The following is a 22,041-nucleotide window of genomic DNA, read 5'->3' as shown; positions in this document are numbered from 1 at the left end:
TGAGGTGTCGGTGCGGGGAAGGCTACGGGTTGCGGGAGCCACCAAGCTGGATACCGGCCATCCGCGACCACTCGTACGGGCCGGTGCGCACCTGGGCGGCGAACTCGCCCCCGAAGTCCTCGTGCACGGTCAGCCCGGCCAGTTCGACGGCGCGCTGGGCGCTGGCGTACGAGGGGGCGACCAGGTTGCCCCACTCGCCGTTGGCACCGACCAGGGCGATGCGTACGGAGCCACGGGCGATGTGCGCGAGCTGGCCCTCGGCGCTGCCGCCGTGGGTGCGCGCGAAGGCGTCGATCTGCTTGGCCAGTCGGGCCGCGTGCCGCTCCACCTTGGCGTCGCGGACGGCCTCGTCGGCCGCCGGCGTGCTCGCGTCGGCCCGCTGGGTGTCTTCGGCCTGCTCGGTGTCTGCCATGCCCGCGATGCTACCGAGCGGTAGATCACCTTGGCGACGGGGCGGTCGCGTGGCCTGCGCCACGCGTTCGGGGCGGCGCCCCGGGTGGGGGCGCCGCCCCGGACGGCAGCGGTGGGTGGCGGGCCCGCGCGGGGCCTCAGCGCAGGAAGGGGTCCACGGCCACGGCCACGAACAGCAGCGAGACGTAGGTGATGGACCAATGGAACAGGCGCATCTCCTTGAGCTTGGCGCCCGTCACACCGGACTTGGCCCGCGACTGGAGGGCGTGCGCCTCCTTGAGCCAGAACGCGCCGAGCAGGGCGGCGACCACGGGGTAGAACCAGCCGGTGTAGCCGAGTGGCCACAGCGCCAGCGAGACCGCGACCATCACCCAGCTGTAGAGCACGATCTGCCGGGCCACGACCTTGTTGCCCGCCACGACCGGCAGCATCGGCACGCCCACGCGCTCGTAGTCGTCCTTCACCTTCATCGACAGCGGCCAGTAGTGCGGCGGCGTCCAGAAGAAGATGACCAGGAAGAGGACCACGCCGGCCCAGGAGACGGAGTTGGTCACGGCGGACCAGCCGACGAAGACCGGCATGCAGCCGGCGATGCCGCCCCAGACGATGTTCTGCGCGGTACGCCGCTTGAGCAGCATCGTGTACACGAGGACGTAGAAGAGCAGGGCGCCCAGCGCGAGCATCGAGGACAGCGGGTTGACCAGGACCCACAGCCACACGGTGGAGACCACGGTGAGGGTGTAGGCGAAGACCAGGCACTCGCGCGGCGAGACCATGCCGGTCACCAGGGGCCGCTGGGAGGTGCGGTCCATCAGCGCGTCGATGTCCCGGTCGATATACATGTTGAACGCACCGGCCCCGCCGGCGGACATGAAGCCGCCCACGCACGTGGCGAGCACCAGCCAGAGGTCGGGAACGCCCTCGGCGGCCAGGAACATCACCGGAACGGTCGTCATCAGCAGCAGCTCGATGACGCGCGGCTTCGTCAACGCGAGGAACGCCCTGGCACGGGCCCCGAACGGCCGGTGACTGGTGCTCTGGGTAGAGAGCGACCCCGCAGGACGGGATTCGACGGCCGTCACGCACACCCCTGGTTTAGTGACATCAGCGGCAGTGAGCCGCGGGCAGACCAGCAAGCACCGGACATGAAGACCCGGTAAAGACTTGCGCGTACCACGCCACTCTAGACGTTGCCGCTCTTCCGCCCGTCGCCGGGGTGGGGTCGTGTTGGCGACCGGAGCACGCCGCCGGGAACGCGCGGGAGCCGCCGCGCCCCGCGCTCTCGACGGGCGCTCCGCCAGGTGCGCGGGCAGGCTGGAGGGGGGCGGCGGTACCGGCCGTCGGTCCCGGCGATGACTCACGGGCGGTACTCGGGGAACCCGTGTGGCCAGCGGCTCTGAGCGGTTGTCCACAGGCTGTAGCGGTCGAATGGATGACCGCTGCCGCGAGGGTAGGCTCGGCCCTGCCCGGCGTGAAGAACCCTCACCGGCATTCGACCTTGTGGAGAGGAGCCCTGACTCAGGGTGAGCACCAAGCCGACCACCACAGATCTTGAGTGGACCGAACTGGACCAGCGGGCCGTGGACACCGCCCGCGTCCTGGCCATGGATGCCGTGCAGAAGGTCGGTAACGGCCACCCTGGCACGGCCATGAGCCTGGCTCCCGCCGCGTACCTGCTCTTTCAGAAGTTGATGCGGCACGACCCCTCGGACGCGAACTGGACCGGCCGCGACCGGTTCGTTCTCTCCCCGGGCCACACCAGCCTCACGCTCTACATCCAGCTCTTCCTCTCCGGCTACGGCCTGGAGCTGGAGGACCTCAAGGCGTTCCGCACCTGGGGCAGCAAGACGCCGGGGCACCCCGAGGTCGGGCACACCACGGGCGTGGAGACCACCACCGGGCCGCTCGGTCAGGGCATCGCGAACGCGGTGGGCATGGCCATGGCCGCCCGCTACGAGCGCGGTCTCTTCGACCCCGAGGCCCCGCGCGGCGAGTCCCCCTTCGACCACACCATCTGGGCGATCGTCTCCGACGGCGACCTGGAGGAGGGCATCTCCGCCGAGGCGTCCTCGCTGGCCGGGCACCAGAAGCTGGGCAACCTGGTCGCGCTCTACGACGACAACCACATCTCGATCGAGGGCGACACCGCGACCGCGCTCTCCGAGGACGTGCTGGCCAGGTACGAGGCGTACGGCTGGCACGTGCAGCGCATCGAGCAGGCGCCCAGCGGCGACTTCGACGTCAAGGCGCTGTACGCGGCGCTGAAGGCGGCCCAGGAGGAGACGGAGCGGCCCTCGATCATCGCGGCCCGCACAATCATCGCCTGGCCGGCGCCGAACGCGCAGAACACCGAGGCGTCGCACGGCTCCGCGCTCGGCGCGGACGAGGTGGCGGCGACCAAGGAGGTGCTGGGCTTCGACCCGGAGCGGCACTTCGAGGTGGACGAGGCGGTGCTCGCGCACGCCCGCGCGGTCATCGAGCGCGGGCGCGCGGCCCGCGGCGACTGGGACAAGCGGGTCCTGGCCTGGCGCGAGGCCAACCCGGAGCGGGCCGCCGAGTTCGACCGGATCAGCGCGGGCGAGCTGCCGGCGGGCTGGGAGAAGTCGCTGCCGTCGTTCCCCGTCGGCAAGGACGTGGCCACCCGCAAGGCGTCCGGCGAGACGCTCAAGGCGCTGGGCGCGGTCATCCCCGAGCTGTGGGGCGGCTCCGCCGACCTCGCCGGTTCGAACAACACGACCATCGACGCCTCGTCCTCCTTCCTGCCGGCGGACAACCCGCTGCCGGAGGCGAACCCGTACGGGCGCACGGTGCACTTCGGCATCCGTGAGCACGCCATGGGCTCGACCATGAACGGCATCGCGCTGCACGGCAACACGCGCGTCTACGGCGGCACCTTCCTCGTCTTCTCCGACTACATGCGCCCGGCGGTGCGGCTCGCCGCGCTGATGAAGCTGCCGGTCACCTACGTGTGGACGCACGACTCCATCGGCCTCGGCGAGGACGGCCCGACCCACCAGCCCGTCGAGCACATGGCCGCGCTGCGCGCCATCCCGGGCCTGAACATGGTCCGTCCGGCCGACGCGAACGAGACGGCGATCGCCTGGCGCGAGATCCTGCGCCGGCACCACGACAAGCCGGCGCCGCACGGCCTCGCCCTGACCCGGCAGAACGTGCCCACCTACGTGGCCAACGAGAACACGGCCAAGGGCGGGTACGTGCTGCGCGAGGCCGAGGGCGGCCAGGCCAAGGTGATCCTCATCGCCACCGGCTCCGAGGTGCAGCTCGCCGTCGAGGCGCGCGAGCGGCTCCAGGCGTCCGGCGTGCCCACCCGCGTGGTGTCGATGCCGTCGGTCGAGTGGTTCGAGGAGCAGGACCAGGCCTACCGGGACAGCGTGCTGACGCCGACCGTGAAGGCCCGGGTCGCGGTCGAGGCCGGGATCGGCCTGACCTGGTACCGCTTCGTGGGCGACCACGGGCGTGTCGTCTCCCTTGAGCACTACGGCGCCTCGGCCGACTACAAGGTGCTGTTCCACGAGTTCGGCATCACCGCGGACGCGGTGGTCCAGGCCGCGCGGGAATCCCTCGACGCCGCCGGGCGCTGACGCTCGTATACGACTAGTAGGAGTTGCAATTCCCATGACAGACGCACTCAAGCGCCTCTCGGACGCAGGCGTCGCGATCTGGCTGGACGACCTGTCCCGCAAGCGGATCACCTCTGGCAACCTCGCCGAGCTGATCGACCAGCAGCACGTCGTCGGCGTCACGACCAACCCGTCGATCTTCCAGAAGGCCATCTCCAAGGGCGACGGGTACGAGCAGCAGCTCGCCGACCTCGCGGTGCGCGGGGTGACCGTCGAAGAGGCCGTCCGCATGATCACCACGGCGGACGTCCGGGACGCCGCCGACATCCTGCGGCCGATCTTCGACGCGACCGAGGGGCAGGACGGCCGGGTCTCCATCGAGGTGGACCCCCGCATGGCGCACCGTACGGACGCCACCGTCGCCGAGGCCAAGCAGCTCGCCTGGCTGGTGGACCGGCCGAACACGCTGATCAAGATCCCGGCGACCAAGGCGGGCCTTCCGGCGATCACCGAGACCATCGGCCGCGGCATCAGCGTCAACGTCACGCTGATCTTCTCCCTTGAGCGCTACCGCGAGGTCATGGACGCCTACCTGGCGGGCCTGGAGAAGGCCAAGGCCGCCGGGCTCGACCTCGCCAAGATCCACTCGGTGGCGTCGTTCTTCGTCTCCCGGGTCGACACCGAGATCGACAAGCGCCTGGACGACCTGGGCACCGAGGAGGCCAAGCAGCTCAAGGGCAAGGCCGCCCTCGCCAACGCCCGGCTCGCCTACCAGGCGTACGAGGAGGTCTTCGGCTCCGTGGACGGCTCGGTCGCGCCGTCGGAGCGGTTCGCCGCGCTGGAGAAGGCGCACGCCAACCGGCAGCGCCCGCTGTGGGCCTCGACCGGCGTGAAGGACCCGGCGTACAAGGACACGCTGTACGTGGACGACCTGGTCGCCCCGGGCACGGTCAACACCATGCCGGAGGCCACGCTGGAGGCCACCGCCGCGCGCGGCGAGATCACCGGCGACACCGTGCGCGCCACGTACGCGCAGTCGCGGGCCGACCTGGACGCCCTCGCCGGCCTCGGGGTCAGCTACGACGACGTGGTGCGGGTACTCGAAGAGGAGGGCGTCGAGAAGTTCGAGGCGTCCTGGACCGACCTGCTGAAGTCCACCGAGGCGGAGCTGGCGCGCCTCACTCCGGCGAAGGACTGACCTTGTCTGAACCCGCACGCGGTGACAACCCGCTGCGTGACGCCCAAGACCGACGGCTCCCGCGCATCGCGGGGCCGTCGGGCCTGGTCATCTTCGGCGTCACGGGCGATTTGTCGCGTAAAAAGCTGATGCCGGCCGTTTACGATCTGGCCAATCGCGGACTGCTGCCCCCAGGCTTCTCCCTCATCGGGTTCGCCCGGCGTGACTGGGAGGACGAGGACTTCGCCCAGGTCGTGCACGACGCGGTCAAGGAGCACGCCAGGACTCCGTTCCGCGAGGAGGTCTGGCAGCAGTTGGCCGAGGGCTTCCGCTTCGTCCCCGGCGAGTTCTCCGACGACGAGGCGTTCAAGCAGCTCAAGGCCACCATCGAGGAGCTGGACGCGGCGCGCGGCACGGGCGGCAACTTCGCCTTCTACCTGTCGGTGCCGCCCAAGTTCTTCCCCACCGTCGTCGAGCAGCTCAAGAAGCACGGCCTGTCCGAGGGCCAGGGCGACTCCTGGCGGCGCGCGGTCATCGAGAAGCCCTTCGGGCACGACCTGGCCAGCGCGCAGGAGCTCAACCAGGTCGTGCACCAGGTCTTCCGGCCGAGCGACGTCTTCCGCATCGACCACTACCTGGGCAAGGAGACGGTCCAGAACATCCTGGCGCTGCGCTTCGCCAACACGATGTTCGAGCCGCTGTGGAACCGCTCGTACGTGGACCACGTGCAGATCACCATGGCCGAGGACATCGGCATCGGCGGTCGGGCCGGGTACTACGACGGCATCGGCTCCGCCCGTGACGTGATCCAGAACCACCTGCTCCAGCTCCTCGCGCTGACCGCGATGGAGGAGCCGGCGTCTTTCGACGCCAAGGCCCTGGTCACCGAGAAGCTCAAGGTGCTCACGGCCGTCAAGCTGCCGCACGACCTGGGCCGGCACACCGTGCGAGGCCAGTACACGCACGGCTGGCAGGGCGGCACCGAGGTCTGCGGCTACCTCGAGGAAGAGGGCATCGACCCGCAGTCCAAGACCGACACGTACGCCGCCATCAAGCTGGGCATCGACAACCGTCGCTGGGCGGGCGTCCCGTTCTACCTGCGCACCGGCAAGCGCCTCGGCCGCCGGGTCACCGAGATCGCGGTGGTCTTCCAGCGCGCCCCGCACTCCCCCTTCGACACCACCGACACCCAGGAGCTGGGGCAGAACGCCCTGGTCATCCGGGTGCAGCCGGACGAGGGCGTGACGATCCGGTTCGGCTCCAAGGTGCCTGGCACCTCGATGGAGATCCGGGACGTGACCATGGACTTCGCCTACGGCGAGTCCTTCACTGAATCCAGCCCCGAGGCGTACGAGCGACTGCTGCTCGACGTGCTGCTCGGCGACGCCAACCTCTTCCCCCGCCACCAGGAGGTCGAGGAGTCCTGGCGCATCCTCGACCCGATCGAGGCGTACTGGGACCGGCACGGCAGGCCGGAGGAGTACACCGCCGGGACCTGGGGACCCAAGGCGGCGGACGAGATGCTCGCACGAGACGGACGGAGCTGGCGGCGGCCATGAACATCGATCTCACGGACACCACGTCCAGCCAGATCAACTCCGCACTGGTGCGGGCGCGCCGGGCCAGCGGGACGCCGGCGGTCGGGATGGTGCTCACGTTGGTGATCGTCACCGACGAGGGCAACCACTACGACGCGCTCAAGGCCGCGAGCGAGGCGTCCAAGGAACACCCCTCGCGCATCCTGGTCGTCATCCGCCGGCCCGGGCGCTCGCCACGCGACCGCAAGATCGCCCGGCTCGACGCCGAGGTCCGGGTGGGCGGTGAGAGCAACACCGGCGAAACGGTGCTGCTGCGCCTGCACGGCGAGTTGGCCAGCCACGCCCACTCGGCCGTGCTGCCGCTGCTGCTGCCCGACGCGCCGGTCGTGGTCTGGTGGCCGGAGGACGCGCCGGAGAACCCGAGCGATGACCTGCTCGGCCAGCTCGCCGCGCGCCGCATCACCGACGCCCAGGCCACCGAGGACCCGGTCGCCACGCTCGCCCTGCGGGCGGGCACCTACACCCCCGGCGACACGGACCTGGCCTGGACCCGGATCACCCCCTGGCGCAGCGTGTTGGCGGCGGCCCTGGACCAGAAGCACGCGCCGATCACCTCGGCCTCGGTCGAGGGCGAGGCGTACAACCCGAGCAGCGAGCTGTTGGCGCTCTGGCTCGCCGACCGGCTGGGGGTGCCGGTCGAGCGGACCGTCTCCGAGGGGCCCGGGCTCACGGCGGTGCGCCTGGAGACGGCCGACGGCACGATCTGCCTGGACCGCGCGGACGGCTCGCTGGCCGAGCTGGCGATGCCGGGTCAACCCGACCGGCACGTGGCGCTGCACCGGCGCGACACCGCCGAGCTGATCGCCGAGGAACTGCGGCGCCTGGACCCGGACGAGACGTACGCCGCCGCCGTCAAGTACGGCGTGCAGCGGCTGGGCGCGGGTGCCTCGGCGGCCAAGGGCGCCGCCAAGGCCGGCGCCGCGCGCGGTGAGTCCGCCGCGCCCACCGCGCCGGCTGAGGCCGCGCCGGAGGGCGAGGGCGGGGACGGGGCCGAGGCCGCGACCAAGTCGGGCAAGAAGAAGGCCGCCTCGTCTTCGGCCAGGAAGGCGGCGTCCACGTGAGTGCGCCGCAGATCGTGGTCCACCGCGACAAGGAGCTGATGGCCCGGGCCGCCGCCGCGCGGCTGATCACCCGGGTGGTCGACGCGCAGGCCGCCCGGGGTTCGGCCTCGGTCGTCCTCACCGGCGGCCGCAACGGCAACGGGCTGTTGGCGGCGCTGGCCGAGTCGCCGGCGCGGGACGCGATCGACTGGTCGCGGCTTGATCTGTGGTGGGGCGACGAGCGGTTCCTGCCGGAGGGCGACCCGGAGCGCAACGTGACCCAGGCCCGCCAGGCGTTGCTGGACGCGGTGCCGCTCGACCCGGCCCGGGTGCACCCGATGCCGGCGTCCGACGGCGCCTACACCGGGGACGCCGACGGGGCGGCCGCCGCGTACGCCGCGGAGCTGGCCACCGCCGCCGCGCGGGAGACCGCGTCGCCACCGGCCGGCGCCGGCGGTCGCGGCGTACCGGCCTTCGACGTGCTGCTCCTCGGCGTCGGCCCGGACACGCACGTCGCCTCGCTCTTCCCGGAGCTGCCCGCGGTGCGGGAGACCGAGCGGACGGTGGTCGGCGTGCACGGCGCGCCCAAGCCGCCGCCCACCCGGATCTCCCTGACGCTGCCGGCGATCCGCGCGGCCCGTGAGGTGTGGCTGCTCGCCGCGGGCGGCGACAAGGCGGGGGCCGTGGCCATAGCCCTCTCGGGGGCCGGCGAGGTGCAGGCCCCGGCCGCGGGCGCGCGCGGGCAGAGCCGCACCCTGTGGCTCCTCGACCAGAGCGCGGCGGCCGAGCTGCCCCGCGGCCTGTATCCGCCGTCCTCGCCCTGAGCGACCACGCCGCTCGTGACCGGCCGGAGCCAACGCCCGACCGCCCCGCGAGCGACGCGAGAGCGCCCGGCCGCCGCCCCTCACACGGAGTGGCGGCCGGGCGCTTTTCGCTACCGCGCGGCCCGGCTACCGACTCGGCCTCGACGAACTCAACGCCCGCGCAGCGCCCGGTACTTGGACACCAGGGTCGCCGTCGAGTTGTCGAGGCCGGGTACCTGTTCGGCGGCGCGCAGTGCCGGCTCGACCCGCTTGGCCAGGACCTTGCCGAGTTCGACGCCCCACTGGTCGAAGGAGTCGATGTTCCAGATGGCGCCCTGCACGAAGACCTTGTGCTCGTAGAGCGCGATCAACTGTCCGAGCACCGAGGGCGTCAGCTCGCTGGCGAGGATGGTGGTGGTCGGCCGGTTGCCATGGAACGTCTTGTGCGGCACGAGTTCCTCGGCCACGCCCTCCGCCCTGACCTCGTCGGCCGTCTTGCCGAACGCCAGCGCCTGGCCCTGCGCGAACAGGTTGGCCATGAGCAGGTCGTGCTGGTCCACGAGGCCGGGCCGCAGGTCGTCCACCGGCTTGGCGAAGCCGATCAGGTCCGCGGGGATGAGCTTGGTGCCCTGGTGCAGCAACTGGTAGTAGGCGTGCTGGCCGTTGGTGCCGGGCGTGCCCCACACCACGGGCCCGGTCTGCCAGGTCACCGGCCGGCCCGCGCGGTCCACCGACTTGCCGTTGGACTCCATGTCGAGCTGCTGGAGGTAGGCCGTGAACTTGGACAGGTAGTGGCTGTACGGCAGGACCGCGTGCGACTGGGCGTCGTGGAAGCCGCCGTACCAGACGCCGAGCAGGCCGAGGAGGAGCGGCACGTTCTCCTCGGGCGGCGCGTTGAGGAAATGCTCGTCGATCAGGTGGAAGCCCGCGAGCATCTCCCGGAACCGGTCGTGACCGATGGCGATCATCAGGGAGAGCCCGATGGCGGAGTCGTACGAGTAACGTCCACCGACCCAGTCCCAGAACTCGAACATGTTGGCCGGATCGATGCCGAATTCGGCGACCTTCTCCGCGTTGGTGGACAGCGCGACGAAGTGCTTGGCCACCGCTTCCTGGCCGGCCCCCAGCTCGGTCAGCAGCCAGTCGCGGGCGGAGGTGGCATTGGTGATCGTCTCGATGGTGGTAAAGGTCTTGGAGGCCACGATGAACAGCGTCTCGGCCGCGTCCAGATCGCGGATTGCCTCGTGCAGGTCGGCGCCGTCCACATTGGATACGAAACGGAAATCCAGGTGGCGTGCGCTGTACGCGCGCAGCGCGTCATAGGCCATGGCGGGGCCCAGGTCGGAGCCGCCGATACCGATATTGACGACCGTCCTGATCCGCTTACCGGTGTGACCGGTCCAGTCACCCGAGCGGACGCGGTCGGAGAAGGTCGCCATCTTGGTGAGCACCGCGTGCACGGCGGGCACCACGTTCTCGCCGTCGGACTCGACGACTTTCGACAGCGGGGCCCGCAGCGCCGTGTGGAGCACGGAGCGGTCCTCGGTGACGTTGATCTTGTCGCCGCGGAACATCGCGTCCCGCAGCTCGGCGACGCCGCTCGCCGCGGCCAGCGCCCGCAGCAGCCGCAGCGTCTCGTCGGTCACCAGGTGCTTGGAGTAGTCCAGGTAGAGATCGCCGACCTGGAGGGCGTAGCGCTCACCGCGCGTGGGGTCGGCCGCGAACACCTCGCGCAGGCGCACCTCCCCGAGCTGCTCTCGGTGTTCTCCCAGCGCGATCCACTCCGGCATCTGGTCGAGCCGGGTTCGGCCTTCAGCGTTCATCTCGGACATCAGCCCTATTCTTCTCGTCATTGCGCGCCAGCGTCGCCCAACCTAGTTGATCAGGGCGGTGGTACGTCGTCATCGCGACCCGACGCACGACATCGGACTCCGGCGCACGACGAGGGCCCGGCAGCGCGCCCCCCGCGGGGGAAGTGCTGCCGGGCCCTGTCGATGCCGGAGGGGACGTGCGCTGCGTGGCGGTCACGACCCGGGTGCCGGACGGGGTCCGTGCGGGGCGGCCCTGCGGTCCGTCAGATCTCGCCGCGGAGCTTGGCCAGCGCCTCCGCGAGGATCGCCTCGCCGTCCGCGTCGCTGCGCCGCTCCCGCACGTAGGCGAGGTGCGTCTTGTACGGCTCGGTGCGCGGCGGGTCCGGCGGGTTCTCCCGGTCCTTTCCGGCGGGGAAGCCGCAGCGCGGACAGTCCCATGTTTCGGGAATCTGCGCATCGCTGGCGAAGCTCGGCTGAGTCTCGTGCCCGTTCGAGCACCAGAAGGAAATGCGGAGGCGCGGCGCTGACTCGCCTCGCTCCGCCTCCCCCATCGGCCCCGCTCCGACCCGACTTCCTCGGATCGCGTTGCCACTTGCCACGGTTGTAACTCCCTGCGTGATGGTGCCGCGAAGCATCCGATAGGCGGCTCCGCTGCCGGGCGCCCCAGTCTATGTAAGGCCCAACGCGCGTCCAGCGACAGGAGTTACACCCCGCCCCCGAGGACGCAAGCCCAATAATAGGCTGCGCTTACGACGGTGTGTCAGTTAATCCAGCTTCATCAGCACGCCGAGCACGACGATGCATGCGAACCACAGCAGACCGACCACAACGGTGATCCGGTCAAGGTTACGCTCGGCGACAGAAGAGCCGCCGACAGAGGACTGCATTCCGCCACCGAACATGTCGGACAGGCCGCCACCCTTTCCCTTGTGCATGAGCACGAGCATCATCAACAGCCCACTGAAGATGATGAGGGCGATTGAGAACCCAGTTTCCACGGCTGGACCAACTCTCTGGGATGCAAGAATTCTGAAAACGATCTGATGAAACTGATGGAACCGTTGAACGCCGTCGGGGCCGGACAGCGTGTTAACGCCGGTCCCGGCCCCGACAGGGTACGACGGGGTAGCCCCGTCGTCATAGCTGCTACTGGTCGCGGAAGCGGACGATCTTGACGAACTCGTCCGCGTCGAGCGCCGCGCCGCCGATCAGCGCGCCGTCCACGTCGGGCTTGGCCATGATCGCGGCGATGTTGGCCGCCTTGACCGAGCCGCCGTACTGGATGCGCACCTTGTCGGCGAGGTCCTTGTTGTAGAGCTCCGCGAGGCGCTTGCGGATGGCCGAGCAGACCTCCTGCGCGTCCTCGGGCGTGGCCACCTCGCCGGTGCCGATCGCCCAGACCGGCTCGTAGGCGATGACGATGGACTCGGCCTGCTCGGCCGGCAGGTCCTCCAGCGCCCCGTCCACCTGCGCGAGCGTGTGCGGCACGTGCTGCCCGGCCTTGCGCACCTCAAGGCCCTCGCCCACGCACAGGATGGGCGTGATGCCGTGCTTGTAGGCGGCCTTGACCTTGGCGTTGCAGACCTGGTCGGTCTCGCCGTGGTACTGGCGGCGCTCGGAGTGCCCGACGGCCGCGTACGTGCACTTGAGCTTGGCCAGCATCGGGCCGGAGATCTCACCGGTGTACGCGCCGGAGTCGTGCGCCGAGATGTCCTGGGCGCCGTACCTGATCTTGAGCTTGTCGCCGTCGACCAGCGTCTGCACCGACCGCAGGTCGGTGAAGGGCGGCAGGACGGCGACCTCGACGGTGTCGTAGTCCTTGTCGGCGAGCGCGAAGGCGAGCTTCTGGACGTGCGCGATGGCCTCAAGGTGGTTGAGGTTCATCTTCCAGTTGCCCGCCATCAGCGGGGTGCGGTCACTCACGGTGTTCAGTCCTCCAGTGCGGCGAGGCCGGGGAGCGTCTTGCCTTCGAGGTATTCGAGGCTGGCGCCGCCACCGGTCGAAATGTGGCCGAAAGCGTTCTCGTCGAAGCCCAGGATGCGCACGGCCGCGGCCGAGTCCCCGCCGCCGACCACCGAGAAGGCCGAGCTGTCGAGAAGCGCCTGGGCGACGGCCTTGGTGCCGTCGGCGTAGTCGGGGTGCTCGAAGACGCCCATGGGCCCGTTCCAGAAGACGGTGGCCGCGTCGGCGAGCTTCGATGCGTACAGCTTGCGGGTCTCCGGGCCGATGTCCAGGCCCATCTTGCCGGCCGGCATGGCGTCCGCCGCGACCGTCTCCGGGTGGGTGTCGGCCTTGGCCGCGAGGTCCGGGAAGGCGGGCGCGACCAGCACGTCCACCGGCAGCACGAACTCCACGCCGCGCTCCTTGGCCCGCGCCAGGTAGTCGCGGACGGCCGGGAGCTGGTCCTCCTGGAGCAGCGAGGAGCCGACCTCGTGGCCCTGGGCCTTGAGGAAGGTGTAGACCATGCCGCCGCCGATGAGGATGCGGTCGGCCTTCTCCAGCAGGTGGTCGATGACGCCGAGCTTGTCGGAGACCTTGGCGCCGCCGAGGACGACCGCGTACGGCCGCCGCACGTCGTCCGTGAGCTTCCGCAACACGCCGACCTCGGTGGCGATCAGGTCGCCGGCGGCGTGCGGCAGCTTGGCCGGCAGGTCGAAGACCGAGGCGTGCTTGCGGTGCACCGCGCCGAAACCGTCGCCGACGTACAGGTCGGCGAGCGCGGCGAGCTGGTCGGCGAAGGCGGCCCGCTCGGCCTCGTCCTTGCTGGTCTCACCGGCGTTGAAGCGGAGGTTCTCCAGCAGCGTGACCTCGCCGTCGCCCAGAGCGGCGACGGTGGCCTTCGCGCTGTCCCCCACGGTGTCGGTGGCGAACGTGACGTCCTTGCCGAGCAGCTCGCCGAGTCGGGTCGCGACCGGGGCGAGCGAGTACCGCTCGTCCGACGCGCCCCCCGGGCGGCCGAGGTGCGAGGCGACGATCACCTTGGCGCCGGCGTCGGCGAGCTTGGCGATCGTGGGGGCGACGGCCCGGATGCGGCCGTCGTCGGTGATGGTGGCGCCCTCAAGCGGCACGTTGAGGTCGGCGCGGACGAACACCCGCTTGCCCGCCAGACCGTCCTTGCTGAGGTCGTCGATCGTCTTCATTGCTTCCTGGACTCCTTGAGTCTCCACGGTGGGCCTGCATGGGACAGGGCCCGGACGACGCGCCGTCGCGTCTCCCGAGCCCTGTCCGCAACACATCTCGGTGACCCGGTGGCCGGGGACACCACCCCGCGCCCCCGTGCCCTCGGCCCGCCCCCACGGTGGTCGCGGGGGCGCGCCGGGCAGTGCGGCTGGGGAATCTTAGAGCTGGCCGCCGACGAACGTGGTCAGGTCGACCAGGCGGTTGGAGTAGCCCCACTCGTTGTCGTACCAGCCGACGACCTTGACCTGCGCGCCCTGCGCCATGGTCAGCGAGGAGTCGAAGGTGCAGGAGGCGGGCCAGTTGACGATGTCCGAGGAGACGATGGGGTCCTCGGTGTACTCCAGGTAGCCCTTGAGCTCGCCCTCGGCGGCCTTCTGGAAGGCGGCGTTGACCTCTTCCTTGGAGACCTCGCGGCTCAGTTCGAGCACGAGGTCGGTGACGGAGCCGGTGGGCACGGGCACGCGCATGGCGATGCCGTCCAGCTTGCCCTTGAGCTGCGGGAGGACCAGGGCGGTGGCCTTGGCGGCGCCCGTCGAGGTGGGGATGATGTTCTCGGCGGCGGCGCGGGCGCGACGCAGGTCCTTGTGCGGGAAGTCCAGAATGCGCTGGTCGTTGGTGTACGCGTGCACCGTGGTCATCATGCCCTTGACGATGCCGAAGCTCTCGTCGAGGACCTTGGCCATCGGCGCCACACAGTTGGTGGTGCAGGACGCGTTGGAGATGACGTCGTGCTGGGCCGGGTCGTACTTGTCCTGGTTGACGCCCATGACGATCGTGATGTCCTCGTCCTTGGCGGGCGCGGAGATCAGGACCTTCTTGGCGCCGGCGGCGAGGTGCTTGGCGGCGTCGTCGCGCTTGGTGAAGATGCCGGTGGACTCGATGACGATGTCGGCGCCAAGCTCGCCCCAGGGCAGGGCGGCCGGGTCGCGCTCGGCCATCGTCTTGAAGGTCTGGTTGCCCACCGTGATGGTGTCTTCGGTGTGGCTGACGTCCTGCTTCAGCCGGCCCAGGATCGAGTCGTACTTCAGCAGGTGAACCAGGGTGGCGTTGTCGGTCAGGTCGTTGACACCGACGATCTCGATGTCCGCGCCCTGCTCCAGGAGCGCGCGGAAGTAATTGCGACCGATACGGCCAAAGCCGTTGATGCCTACGCGGATCGTCACGAACCGATCTCCTCGTTGGTGTGCCGGTCTGGACGCCGGCGAGCTGTATGGGATGTCCCCGACCGCCCTCGACCCTACCGCGTACGCGACCCGTACGTGACATTTGACCGGGGCTGGACAGGCGCTGATACCAAGGGTCCGCGAGGCGTTCCAACCCTTGTGGGAAGCGGCCGAGCGGGCCCTCGCACGCGCCCGGCGCGGCCGGGCCGCCGGGCCCGTCGGGTACCCGGCCACGACCCCTGGCACACCCCCGGCGCATCCCCGGTCGAGCCGCCCGAGACGGCGGACGCGTGGGCGCGGGCCGCGCGCGTCGGCGACGCCGGGCGGCGTGGCGCGCCGGTCAGCCGACGGCGCCTTCCACCATCTCCTCGCCCAGGTCGGCCAGGTTGGACTCGGTGCCCGGGATGCCCAGGTCCTGGGCACGCTTGTCCGCCATCGCCAGCAGTCGCCTGATCCGACCGGCCACCGCGTCCTTGGTCAGCGGCGGATCGGCGAGGGCGCCCAACTCCTCGAGGGACGCCTGCTTGTGCTCCATGCGCAGCCGGCCGGCGGCGGCCAGGTGCTCGGGCACCTCCTCGCCCAGGATCTCCAGGGCGCGCTGCACCCGGGCGCCCGCGGCCACGGCCGCGCGGGCGGAGCGGCGCAGGTTGGCGTCGTCGAAGTTGGCCAGCCGGTTGGCGGTGGCCCGCACCTCGCGCCGCATCCGGCGCTCCTCCCAGGCCAGCACCGACTCGTGCGCGCCCAGCCGCGTCAACAGCGCGCCGATCGCGTCCCCGTCCCGAACCACGACCCGGTCAACGCCGCGCACCTCGCGCGCCTTGCTCGCGATCTGGAGTCGGCGCGCCGCGCCGACCAGCGCGAGGGCGGCCTCCGGCCCGGGGCACGTCACCTCAAGGGAGGACGAGCGGCCGGGCTCGGTGAGCGAGCCGTGGGCCAGGAACGCGCCGCGCCAGGCCGCCTCGGCGTCGCAGGTCGCGCCGGAGACCACCTGCGGGGGCAGGCCGCGGATCGGACGGCCGCGGCCGTCGACCAGCCCGGTCTGTCGCGCGAGCTGATCGCCGCCCGCCACCACCCGCACCACGTACCTGCTGCCTCTGCGCAGCCCGCCCGGCGCCATCACCACCAGGTCGGAGGCGTGCCCGAAGATCTCGAGGATGTCCTTGCGCAGCCGCCTGGCCGCGATGCCGGTATCGAGTTCGGCTTCGATCACGATCCGCCCGCTGACCAGGTGCAGCCCGCCGGCGAAGCGCAGGATCGAGGAGACCTCCGCTTTCCGGCAGCACGTCCGGGTGACGGGAAGCCGGGAGATCTCGTCCTTCACCGCAGCCGTCATCGCCATGGGCCGATCCTTCCATGCATCCGAAAAATACGGTCATACGCGGCGGCCAACAGCTCGGGGTCGTGCCTGGCGGTGCCCTCCCCGGCCTCGGGCTGGGAACAGCTTCCAGGCGCGGCCACCGGCGCCAGCTCGACCGTGCCGCCGAGCCGCGCCGCGGCTTCTCGGAGGGTGTCTCGATCGGGCACGGCGGCCTCGTCGGCCAGCACCACGTCCAGGGCGAGTTTAGGGGCGTGTCGGGCCAAAACCTCCAAATGACGCTGCGGAGAGAAGCCGTCGGTTTCACCGGGTTGTGGCGCGAGGTTCAACGAGAGGACCCGCCGGGCCTTCGTCTCGATCAGCGCCTCCAGCAGTTCCGGCACCAGCAGGTGCGGTATCACCGAGGAGAACCAGGAGCCGGGGCCGAGGACGACCCAGTCGGCGTCGAGCACCGCGCTGACCGCCTCCGGCACGGCGGGCGGGTCGTTCGGCACCAGGTGCACCGACTGCACCTCGCCGGGCGTTAGGGCCACGGTCGCCTGCCCGCGGACGGTGCTGATCTCCTCGGGCCGCCGCGGGTCGTGCCCGCGCACCAGCGCCTGCAGCTCCAGCGGCACGGCCGACATCGGCAGCACCCGGCCGTGCGCGCCCAGCAGCCGGCCCACCCACTCCAGGGCCTTGACGTGGTCGCCGAGCTGTTCCCACAGGGCCACGATGAGCAGGTTGCCCACCGCGTGCCCGTGCAGTTCGCCCTCGCTGGCGAACCGGTGCTGGATCACCCGGGCCCAGGTCTGGCCCCAGTCGTCGTCGCCGCACAGCGCGGCCAGCGCCTTGCGCAGGTCACCGGGGGGCAGCACGCCGAGCTCGTCCCGGAGCCGGCCGCTGGAGCCGCCGTCGTCGGCGACCGTGACGACGGCGGTGAGGTCGCCGGTGATGCGGCGCAGCGCGGCGAGCGAGGCCGACAGCCCGCGGCCGCCGCCGAGCGCGACGACCTTGGGCTGGGCGCCGCGGTTGGTACGGGCTCCGACCAGGCGCCGGAACCGTCGGGAGCGGACGGTCACTCGCGCCCCATGTCCCGGTGCACGATCACGGTCTCCACTCCCTCGGCGGCCAGTCGGGTCGCCAGCTTCTCCGACATGGCCACGCTGCGGTGCTTGCCGCCGGTGCAGCCGACGGCGATGGTCACGTACCGCTTGCCCTCGCGACGGTACCCGGCCGCGATGAGCTGGAGCAGTTCCGCGTACCGGTCGAGGAACTCCTTGGCGCCCGGCTGGTTGAAGACGTAGCCGGAGACCTCCTCGTTGAGGCCGGTGAAGGGGCGCAGCTCGGGGACCCAGTGCGGGTTGGGCAGGAAGCGGCAGTCCACCACGAGGTCGGCGTCGACGGGCAGCCCGTACTTGTAGCCGAAGGACATGACCGTGGCCCGCAGCTCCGGTTCCTCGTCGCCGGCGAACTGGGCGTCCATCTTGGCCCGCAGCTCGTGCACGTTGAGACTGGAGGTGTCGATCACCAGGTCGGCGTCGCCGCGCAGCTCGCGCAACAGGTCGCGCTCGGCGGCGATGCCGTCAACGATGCGGCCGTCGCCCTGGAGCGGGTGCGGCCGGCGCACCGACTCGAAGCGCCGCACCAGCGCGTCGTCGGACGCCTCCAGGAACAGCACGCGGCGCTTGACGTGCTTGGCCTCCAGGTCGGCCAGCGACTCGCGCAGGTTGTCGAAGAAGCGGCGGCCCCGCACGTCGACGACGACAGCGATCCGCGCGACGTTGCCCTGCGAGCGCGCGCCGAGATCCACCATGGTGGGGATCAGGGCGGGCGGCAGGTTGTCGACCACGAACCAGCCGAGGTCCTCCAGGCACTTGGCGGCCGTGCTGCGGCCGGCGCCCGACATGCCAGAGATGATCACCAGTTCGGGGATGGCCACCGGTTCGGCGGCCTCGCCCGTGATGCCCGTACTCACCTGTACTTCATCTCCATCGATCGCGTTCATGCCGTGTCCCCCCGTTCCGATGCCGCCGCCGTGGGTGCGGCGTCATCTTCAATGATCTCTCCCGTGGCGGTGTTCACCGCCGGGGCGGCCGGAGCCGCCTGTGCCAGGGCCGCTGCGACGGTCTCGGCGGTCTTGCGGCCGATGCCGGGCACCTCGCAGAGCTGGTCGACCGTGGCGGCGCGCAGCCGCTTGACCGACCCGAAGTGCTTGAGCAGGGCGCGCTTGCGGGTCTCCCCCAAGCCTGCCACCGCGTCCAGCGGGCCCGCCCTGAAGCTCGCCGCGCGCTTGGTGCGCTGGTAGCGGATGGCGAACCGGTGCGCCTCGTCGCGTACCCGCTGGAGCAGGTACAGCCCCTCGCTGCTGCGGGGCAGCACGACCGGGTCGTCCTCGCCCGGCAGCCAGACCTCCTCCAGCCGCTTGGCCAGCCCGCACACGGCGACGTCGTCGATGCCCAGGTCGTCCAGGGCCCGCTGGGCGGCGGCGACCTGTGGCTGGCCGCCGTCCACGACCACGAGCTGCGGCGGGTAGGCGAAGCGGCGCGGCCTGCCGTCCTCGTCGCGGCCGGAGTCGGCCACCGACCCCGACGCGGCCGCGCCGGCGGGCGTCAGCTCCTCGACGCTCACCTGGTCCGCCTCGTCGGGGGCGTCCGGGGCGCCGGGCGCGTCGCCCGCGTCGGCGAGGTCCCACTCGCCGGTCTTCTGCTTCTCCTGGAGGTAGCGACGGAAGCGGCGGCTGATCACCTCGTGCATCGAGCGGACGTCGTCCTGGCCGGCGAAGGACTTGATCTGGAAGCGCCGGTACTCGCTCTTGCGCGGCAGGCCGTCCTCGAAGACCACCATGGAGGCGACCACGTCGTCGCCCTGCAGGTGGGAGATGTCGAAGCACTCGACCCGCAGCGGCGCGGCGTCCAGACCGAGCGCCTCGGCGATCTCCTCCAGGGCCCGGGAGCGGGTGGTCAGGTCGGAGGCGCGCTTGGTCTTGTGCAGCACCAGGGCCTGCTCGGCGTTCCTGGCGACGGTCGCCATCAGGTCCTTCTTGTCGCCGCGCTGGGGTATGCGCAGGGAGACGGCGGCGCCGCGGCGGTCGGTGAGCCACTGGTTGAGCGCGGCGGTGTCCTCGGGCAGCACCGGGACCAGCACCTCCTTGGGCACCGCGTCGCCGCTCTCCTCGCCGTACAACTGCTGCAGCGCGTGCGCCACCAGGCCCGCGGTGTCCACGGCCTCGACCTTGTCGGTGACCCAGCCGCGCTGTCCGCGCACGCGCCCGCCGCGCACGTGGAAGATCTGCACGGCGGCCTCCAACTCGTCCTCGGCGACCGCCATCAGGTCGGCGTCGGTGGCGTCGGTGAGGACGACGGCGTTCTTCTCCATCGCGCGCCTGAGCGCCTCGATGTCGTCCCGCAGCCGGGCCGCCCGCTCGTACTCCATCTCCTCGGACGCCTCGCGCATGCGCGTCTCGAGGCGTCGGATGTAGGCGCCGGTACGGCCGGCCATGAAGTCGCAGAACTCGTCGGCCAGCGCCCGGTGTTCCTCGGCGCTCACCCGGCCCACGCAGGGCGCGGAGCACTTGCCGATGTACCCCAGCAGGCAGGGCCGGCCGATCTGGGCCGAGCGCTTGAACACCCCGGCGGAGCAGGTCCGCACGGGGAAGACCCGCAGCATCAGGTCGACGGTCTCGCGGATCGCCCACGCGTGGGCGTACGGGCCGAAGTAGCGCACGCCCTTGCGCTTGGGGCCGCGCATCACCTGCACCCGGGGGAACTCCTCGTTCAACGTCACGGCCAGCGACGGATAGCTCTTGTCGTCGCGGTACTTGACGTTGAACCGGGGGTCGAACTCCTTGATCCACGCGTACTCCAACTGGAGCGCCTCCACCTCGGTGGAGACCACGGTCCACTCGACGGAGGCGGCCGTGGTGACCATGGTGCGGGTGCGCGGGTGGAGGTTCGCCAGGTCCTGGAAGTACGAGGACAGCCGCGGGCGCAGGCTCTTCGCCTTGCCGACGTAGATCACGCGCGCGTGCTGGTCCCGGAACTTGTAGACCCCGGGCGAGTCGGGGATCTGTCCCGGCTTGGGTCGGTAGCTGCTGGGGTCGGCCATGGTCACCACCCTACTGGCGGGCAGTGACAGTCCGTCCTCGGTGCGGCACCGGTTCGGGCCGGGCACCGGCCGCCCGGGACGGCCGCCAGCCACCACTCACGCGCCGCGCGCCGCCCGCGCCACCGGGGCGCACGCCCCCGGCGCCGGACCCGGCCCGCCGACGGCACGGCCGTGCCGCACCAGTCCGGTGGGACCGGTGCGGCACGACAGGTTCGCTCAGGCACGAGCGCCACGCACGAGGCGTCGTACGGCGCGGGGCGGACCCCGGCGCGTAGGAGCGGCGTACGCCCCGGCGTGGCGCGCGCCGGGTGGGTCAGCGCCGGCGCAGCCGCAGGGCCACCGCGCCGGACAGGCCGAGGGCGACGAGCGCCGCCAGCGCGGTGAGCGTGGACGTCGCGGTCAGCAGGTCCTCGTCTCCCGTGGACGCGGTGGCGTTGTGCTGGACGGCGTCCCGCGCGCCGTCGGCGGGCCGCGCGTCGGTCGGGGGCGCGGCGTCGGACCGGGGGCCGTAGCCGCCGGCCTCGCCCTTCTTGGCGTACTGGGAGCCGGGGAGCTTGTCCGCGTACGCCTTGTGGACGCGCTCGCGGTAGGCGTCCACGGTCGTGCCGCGCGCTCCGACGGCCCGCTCGGCGTCGGCGTCCAGGGGCAGCACGCGGGACCCGCGCTGGACGTACCAGGCGTCGATCTGCGGCTCGCGGAAGACGGTGCCGCCGGCGAGCTTCTTCGCGCCCTTGGCCACGTAGTACGTCTCGTCCCCGCCGGTGGCGATGTTGACCACCTTCCAGGAGCCGCCGGTGTGCGCGGTCCACACCGAGGCGACCTGGCCGTCCGCCGACAGCGCCTTGCTGGCCAGGAAGTCCAGCTTGGCGATGGGCGCGCGGTCGGCGCCCGAGGCGTCGGCGACGAAGCCCGGCGCCAGGGTGTAGACGGGCACCGTCGCCCCCTCGATCCGCGGCTGCGCCTTCGCCCTGGCGACGGCGCCGTCCCGGGCGAAGAACCGGGCGAGGCTGTCGAGGGTGCTCGGCGCGGTGGTCGCGGCGCGGGCGGCGCTGACGGCGGTGGCCGCGGGGGCCTTGGGCGCCGCCGGGGACTCGCTGGCCGCGGCCTGCGGGGCGCCGGCGACCAGCACGGCGATCGCGGTCGCGAGGGTGGCCGCGCCCACGGCGGAGCGGGCGCGCGACGGCTGGGTGGTCGTGACCGACCTGGGGGTGCGCTCGACGGTCATGACCTCACGCTCCGATCCGGTAGAGCGAGTGGGTCCAGGAGAACTCGTTGTTGCCCACGTACCAGCCGTGCGAGGCCCAGTTGTAGCGGTTGTTGGAGGGCCAGGGGTCGCCCCAGTAGACGAAGCCGTTGGCGTTGTCGTAACCGTAGATGACGTGCATGTGGCCTCCGCCCGACGACCACTGGATGCGGGTCTCAATGGGGCGCTCCGCGTTGATCTCGTTCTGTATCGCGCCGTACTGCAGCCAGTCGTTGATGTACGAGCCCGGCCTGATGCCCGCCCAACGCAGCGCAGTCTGCACGTTACCGAGGGTAGCTTGATTGTTGGGGCAGTCGAGGCCCTGCTGCCGGTTGAAGGCGGCGTTGCAGAACTGGTTCTGGCTGTAGTTCTTGCCCATCCAGGTGGCGATCGTGTTGCCCGCGGCCGACCAACACCAGTTGGTCTTCTGCTGCGCCTGCATGGTGATGTTCAGCCGGTTCGCCGCGCGGGTGTCCCGCGTGTCGTCGGTGGCCGCGGTCGCCGTGGCCGTGGGCACGGCCAACACGGCGACCGCGGCGAGCGCGGCGACGGTCAGCCGTCTGGGGTGGGGACGGCGCGCGGGGCGCTGTCGAGGGGTGAGGGGCATGGCGTTCCTCCCAGCGAGCGAGGGGT

General features: G+C 71.3%; 19 protein-coding genes. 5 read left to right on the top strand and 14 right to left on the bottom strand.

Going from position 1 to position 22,041, the window contains the following annotated elements; translation table 11 throughout:
• Window positions 1–22: 22 nt before the first annotated feature.
• Together OYE22_RS27040 and OYE22_RS27035 are read right to left on the bottom strand one after the other, a co-directional pair.
• Window positions 23–412, bottom strand: a complete 390-nt coding sequence (locus OYE22_RS27040; protein WP_277322826.1) for a hypothetical protein — start codon at window positions 410–412, stop codon at window positions 23–25.
• 136 nt (window positions 413–548) lie between these two features.
• The gene (locus tag OYE22_RS27035; protein WP_277322825.1) at window positions 549–1,493 is read right to left on the bottom strand and encodes a heme o synthase; all 945 of its coding nucleotides are present in this window, start codon (window positions 1,491–1,493) and stop codon (window positions 549–551) included.
• 441 nt (window positions 1,494–1,934) lie between these two features.
• On the opposite strand from OYE22_RS27035, the gene tkt reads away from it, so the two are divergent.
• From tkt to pgl, 5 genes are read left to right on the top strand one after another with little or no spacing between them, the layout of a single operon-like run.
• Window positions 1,935–4,013 carry a transketolase gene (gene tkt / locus OYE22_RS27030; RefSeq protein ID WP_277322824.1) on the top strand — a complete coding sequence of 693 codons (2,079 nt, stop codon included), beginning with the start codon at window positions 1,935–1,937 and terminating at the stop codon, window positions 4,011–4,013.
• Window positions 4,014–4,047: 34 nt separating this feature from the next.
• Complete coding sequence (gene tal / locus OYE22_RS27025) at window positions 4,048–5,190, top strand: transaldolase (protein ID WP_277322823.1); 1,143 nt, start codon at window positions 4,048–4,050, stop codon at window positions 5,188–5,190.
• A 2-nt stretch (window positions 5,191–5,192) separates the two neighbouring features.
• Complete coding sequence (zwf, locus tag OYE22_RS27020) at window positions 5,193–6,728, top strand: glucose-6-phosphate dehydrogenase (protein WP_277322822.1); 1,536 nt, start codon at window positions 5,193–5,195, stop codon at window positions 6,726–6,728.
• Entirely contained in the window at window positions 6,725–7,828 is a 1,104-nt protein-coding gene (gene opcA, locus OYE22_RS27015) for a glucose-6-phosphate dehydrogenase assembly protein OpcA (protein WP_277322821.1), read from the top strand. The genes zwf and opcA overlap by 4 nt, the downstream gene beginning before the upstream one ends.
• Window positions 7,825–8,631, top strand: a complete 807-nt coding sequence (gene pgl / locus OYE22_RS27010) for a 6-phosphogluconolactonase (protein WP_277322820.1) — start codon at window positions 7,825–7,827, stop codon at window positions 8,629–8,631. The genes opcA and pgl overlap by 4 nt, the downstream gene beginning before the upstream one ends.
• A 149-nt stretch (window positions 8,632–8,780) precedes the next feature.
• On the opposite strand, the gene pgi is transcribed toward pgl, so the two are convergent.
• The 12 genes from pgi to OYE22_RS26950 form a co-directional block, all read right to left on the bottom strand.
• The gene (pgi, locus tag OYE22_RS27005; RefSeq protein WP_277324341.1) at window positions 8,781–10,433 is read right to left on the bottom strand and encodes a glucose-6-phosphate isomerase; all 1,653 of its coding nucleotides are present in this window, start codon (window positions 10,431–10,433) and stop codon (window positions 8,781–8,783) included.
• A gap of 251 nt (window positions 10,434–10,684) precedes the next feature.
• Window positions 10,685–11,020 (bottom strand): RNA polymerase-binding protein RbpA, encoded by a 336-nt coding sequence (locus OYE22_RS27000; RefSeq protein WP_176161036.1) that lies wholly within the window; start codon window positions 11,018–11,020, stop codon window positions 10,685–10,687.
• A 165-nt stretch (window positions 11,021–11,185) separates the two neighbouring features.
• Window positions 11,186–11,419, bottom strand: coding sequence for a preprotein translocase subunit SecG (gene secG, locus OYE22_RS26995; protein ID WP_176161037.1), 234 nt, complete (start codon window positions 11,417–11,419; stop codon window positions 11,186–11,188).
• A 148-nt stretch (window positions 11,420–11,567) separates the two neighbouring features.
• Window positions 11,568–12,344, bottom strand: coding sequence for a triose-phosphate isomerase (gene tpiA / locus OYE22_RS26990; protein WP_277322819.1), 777 nt, complete (start codon window positions 12,342–12,344; stop codon window positions 11,568–11,570).
• A gap of 5 nt (window positions 12,345–12,349) precedes the next feature.
• A complete protein-coding gene (locus OYE22_RS26985) occupies window positions 12,350–13,561 on the bottom strand; it encodes a phosphoglycerate kinase (RefSeq protein ID WP_277322818.1) in 1,212 nt (403 codons plus the stop codon).
• Window positions 13,562–13,759: 198 nt separating this feature from the next.
• A complete protein-coding gene (gene gap / locus OYE22_RS26980; protein WP_277322817.1) occupies window positions 13,760–14,764 on the bottom strand; it encodes a type I glyceraldehyde-3-phosphate dehydrogenase in 1,005 nt (334 codons plus the stop codon).
• A 340-nt stretch (window positions 14,765–15,104) separates the two neighbouring features.
• The gene (gene whiA, locus OYE22_RS26975; protein WP_176161041.1) at window positions 15,105–16,103 is read right to left on the bottom strand and encodes a DNA-binding protein WhiA; all 999 of its coding nucleotides are present in this window, start codon (window positions 16,101–16,103) and stop codon (window positions 15,105–15,107) included.
• Window positions 16,094–17,140 carry a uridine diphosphate-N-acetylglucosamine-binding protein YvcK gene (gene yvcK, locus OYE22_RS26970; protein WP_277322816.1) on the bottom strand — a complete coding sequence of 349 codons (1,047 nt, stop codon included), beginning with the start codon at window positions 17,138–17,140 and terminating at the stop codon, window positions 16,094–16,096. Before yvcK ends, whiA begins: the two co-directional genes overlap by 10 nt.
• Window positions 17,137–18,066 carry an RNase adapter RapZ gene (gene rapZ, locus OYE22_RS26965; RefSeq protein ID WP_277322815.1) on the bottom strand — a complete coding sequence of 310 codons (930 nt, stop codon included), beginning with the start codon at window positions 18,064–18,066 and terminating at the stop codon, window positions 17,137–17,139. The genes yvcK and rapZ overlap by 4 nt, the downstream gene beginning before the upstream one ends.
• Window positions 18,063–20,165, bottom strand: a complete 2,103-nt coding sequence (gene uvrC / locus OYE22_RS26960) for an excinuclease ABC subunit UvrC (RefSeq protein ID WP_277322814.1) — start codon at window positions 20,163–20,165, stop codon at window positions 18,063–18,065. Before uvrC ends, rapZ begins: the two co-directional genes overlap by 4 nt.
• Before the next feature lie 313 nt (window positions 20,166–20,478).
• Complete coding sequence (locus tag OYE22_RS26955) at window positions 20,479–21,390, bottom strand: hypothetical protein (protein WP_277322813.1); 912 nt, start codon at window positions 21,388–21,390, stop codon at window positions 20,479–20,481.
• A 4-nt stretch (window positions 21,391–21,394) separates the two neighbouring features.
• On the bottom strand, window positions 21,395–22,015 hold the full coding sequence (locus OYE22_RS26950; protein WP_277322812.1) for a papain-like cysteine protease family protein: 621 nt from the start codon (window positions 22,013–22,015) through the stop codon (window positions 21,395–21,397).
• Between the last annotated feature and the right edge of the window lie 26 nt (window positions 22,016–22,041).

The organism is Streptomyces sp. 71268 (genome assembly GCF_029392895.1).
GTDB lineage: Bacteria > Actinomycetota > Actinomycetes > Streptomycetales > Streptomycetaceae > Streptomyces.
Note: the sequence above shows the minus strand (reverse complement) of the source record. Positions and strands in the feature narration are given on the sequence as shown.